General features: G+C 46.4%; 2 protein-coding genes. One reads left to right on the top strand and one right to left on the bottom strand.

Translation table 11 applies throughout. The annotated features are described in order from the left end of the window. Positions 1-127: 127 nt before the first annotated feature. Entirely contained in the window at positions 128-1,651 is a 1,524-nt protein-coding gene (ilvA, locus tag AC805_RS04155; RefSeq protein WP_055074243.1) for a threonine ammonia-lyase, biosynthetic, read from the bottom strand. 351 nt (positions 1,652-2,002) lie between these two features. Here ilvA and AC805_RS04150 point away from each other — a divergent pair, with 351 nt between their 5' ends. Beyond that, a complete protein-coding gene (locus AC805_RS04150; protein ID WP_055074242.1) occupies positions 2,003-3,481 on the top strand; it encodes a phosphoglucomutase/phosphomannomutase family protein in 1,479 nt (492 codons plus the stop codon). Positions 3,482-3,614 lie beyond the last annotated feature (133 nt).

Genomic DNA, 3,614 nt, shown 5'->3' with positions numbered 1-3,614 from the left:
TATGTCCTATTAGACTTGGCGACAGCTATAAGAAAAGGCGTAGCCATTTCTTAAATTGGTATAACAGAAGAGGCGATCAGAAACGGTGACAGATGTAAAGTCATCTCTCTTAGCGATCGTATTAAACTTAACCTAAAAACAATTTATATACTGGGTTTTGGCTTTCATCCCAATAGTGATAGCCGAGAGTATCGAGGAATGCTTCCCATTCTTCCATCTCTGAAGGCGGAACCTGTATCCCAACAACAATCCTTCCATAATCCGCACCATTATTGCGGTAATGGAAGAGGCTGATATTCCAATTAGGACTCATGGAACCAACAAACTTCATCAAGGCTCCTGGACGCTCTGGGAACTCGAAGCGATAGAGCAATTCGTTATGGGCAAGAGGCGATCGCCCACCGACCATATGTCTTAAATGGAGTTTGGTCAGTTCGTCATCAGTGATTTCGATCGCCGTAAATCCATTCTCCGCAAAAGTTTTAGAAATCTTCGCGGCATCAGCACGATTGATAATCTGTACCCCAATAAAAATATGAGCAATTTCCCGATCGGCAATGCGATAGCTAAATTCGGTGAGATTACGTTTGCGCATATGTTCGCAAAATCGACGCAAACTGCCCGACTCTTCGGGAATTGTCACGGCAAAGATTGCTTCGCGATGTTCGCCTAGTTCGGCGCGTTCGGCGACAAATCGGAGGCGATCGAAGTTCATATTTGCCCCACAAGCGATCGCTACTAGGGTTTGTCCTTCGATTCCCTCGCGCTCGACATAGGCCTTTGCTCCTGCGATCGCCAAAGCTCCAGCGGGTTCTAAAATCGATCGAGTATCCTCGAAGACATCTTTAATAGCGGCGCAAGTATTATCGGTATCGACTAACAAAATCTCATCGACATATTGCTGACAGAGCCGAAATGTCTCTTGCCCGACTTCACGCACAGCAACGCCATCGGCAAATAGACCGACTTGATCGAGGCGGACTCGATGTCCTGCCTTGAGCGATCGCGACATCGCATCGGAATCTACGGGTTCCACTCCAATAATTTTTATTTCAGGACGCAAGCGTTTTACATAGGCAGCAACGCCCGAAATCAGACCACCACCACCGATCGCTACAAAAATCGCATGGATTGGCTTCTGATATTGACGCAAGATCTCCATGCCGATCGTTCCCTGTCCTGCTATCACATCGGGATCGTCAAAGGGATGGATAAACGTGAGATTTTTTTCTTTCTCCAGTTGACGGGCATAGGCATAGGCATCATCGTAGGTATCGCCATATAAGACCACTTCACCACCGCGCATTTTTACGGCGTTGACTTTAACAAGGGGGGTGGTCACGGGCATGACAATAATTGCTTTGGTTCCTAATTCGCGGGCGCTGAGAGCCACGCCCTGCGCGTGATTTCCTGCGGAGGCGGCGATGACACCCTTGGCAAGGAGTTCTGATGGTAACTGCGCCATTTTGTTATAAGCGCCGCGCAATTTAAATGAGAACACCGATTGCATATCTTCTCTTTTCAGCAACAATCGGTTATTTAACCTTGCCGATAGATTGGGAGCAAATTCTAAGGGAGATTCTTGCGCGACATCATACACGCGAGCTTTGAGGATTCGTTCTAAATAGTCAGATTGATAGTCAGATTGCACAGCGTCGTCAACTTATTTTCATCAATAGAGCAAACTATAATTTTACCCTCTTTTTCATATTTTGGTATTTTCGCCAATAATTCATAACGCCATGCCCAAGGTTGAACGTGGCGAACAATTCCCACAAACCAAACCCTACAAAAATCTAAGTAGCTGGGCATAAGTAAACTTAAAACCTAGAAGAGAGTACCGCCCGCGTAGCGGGCGGTACTCTCTCTGGTTTTGGTTTTTAATTATGCTGAACTACTTATCAAATAAGCGATCGCAAAATTGCGATCGCAAAATTGCGATCGCAAAATTTGGAGGTATGCTTCGCGGTAAACTTTACTAGAGTGAAAATTTTAAAGGCTTATGCACGGCAAATTCCCATTGCATCCCCCCATACGTTTCGGCACTGATGGTTGGCGAGGTATTATTGCAGACGACTTTACCTTCGAGCGCCTAGCCGCTGTCGCGCCGATCGCTGCCCATGTTTTGCGTGAAACCTTTGGTGCATCAGGCAGCAACACGATTATCGTCGGATACGATCGCCGCTTCATGTCCGATGCTTTTGCCAAACGCACTGCCGAAGCGGTTACGGCGATCGGTTTTGATGTTTTGCTTGCCGATGACTTTGCACCTACCCCCGCTTTTAGTTGGGCTGCTTACGAACGCCAAGCTTTGGGCGCATTGGTAATCACCGCTAGCCATAACCCAGCAAACTATTCAGGATTAAAAATCAAAGGTGCTTTTGGCGGTTCCGTATCCCCCGATCTGACACTCAAAGTCGAAGAAATTCTCGAAAGAGGCGACTTTGTCTATGAAAATCCCCAAAAAGGCAAGATCGAAACCTTTGACGCATGGGCAAGTTATTGCGCAGCCCTGCGCGGCAAGGTAAATATTAAGGCAATCCAAGAAGCGATCGCTGAGGGAAAGTTAACATTGTTCGTGGACGTAATGCATGGAGCCGCAGCAGGTGGTTTAGCAAAAATTTTAGAATTACCATCGCCCGATCGAGCAAACTTAATTGAGATTAATTCTGATAACGATCCACTCTTTGGTGGTGGCGCTCCCGAACCCCTCCCCCGTTATATCGCGGAAATTCTCCGCCAAGTCAAAACCTATCACCGCGATCACCCCGAAAAGACTTTAGTAGGATTTGTCTTTGATGGCGATGCCGATCGCATTGCGGCTATTGATAGCGAGGGGAATTTCCTAAGTTCGCAGATCCTCATTCCCATTCTCTTAGAACATCTTGCCAAATATCGTAGTTTTAAAGGAGAATTGATTAAAACCATCAGTGGCTCCGACCTGATGCCTAAGGTTGCTAGCCTTTTCGATTTACCAGTATATGAAACACCCGTTGGGTACAAGTATATTGCGGAGAGAATGCTGTCAGGAACACCTTGCTTACTGGGTGGCGAAGAATCGGGAGGCATTGGCTATGGCAATCATATTCCCGAACGGGATGCCTTGCTCTCGGCTCTATATGTATTAGAAGCGATCGCCATATCAGGCAAAGATCTAAGCGTTCTATACCGCGATCTCCAAAAGCAAACTAATTTTTTCTCCCATTACGATCGCATTGACAAAAAACTGTCAGGCATGACTGCCCGCGAGAAATTAGTCTCTACGCTCCAACAATTCTCATTAACAGAAATCGCTGGACGCAAAGTCATCGAAGCTCAAGCCCCCGATGGATTTAAGTTTCGATTGGCTGACGGCAGTTGGCTGCTAATTCGTTTTAGTGGTACTGAGCCTCTGCTGCGTCTCTACTGCGAAGCAGCAACGCCTGAACTCGTGCATAAAACCCTTAACTGGATTTCTAACTGGGCAGAACAATTTAACTAAATTTCTAAATAAAGAGGGCGCTTTGCGCCCTCTTTATTTAGAAATTTACAAAATTGCTGTAATTAAAACCTAGAGGAGCGTAACGCCTGCGTAGCGGGCGTTACGCTCCTCTAGGTTTTAAGTTTACTTATGC

Origin of the sequence: Pseudanabaena sp. 'Roaring Creek' (assembly GCF_001402795.1) — a bacterium.
Taxonomy (GTDB): Bacteria; Cyanobacteriota; Cyanobacteriia; order Pseudanabaenales; family Pseudanabaenaceae; genus Pseudanabaena.
The sequence above is the reverse complement of the archived record's forward strand: the minus strand, read 5'-3'. Positions and strand labels throughout refer to the sequence as shown.

Excerpts from the sequence above, each read along its gene's own strand:
- AC805_RS04150 (WP_055074242.1), top strand. The coding sequence starts at position 2,003 with ATGCACGGCAAATTCCCATTGCATCCCCCCATACGTTTCGGCACTGAT.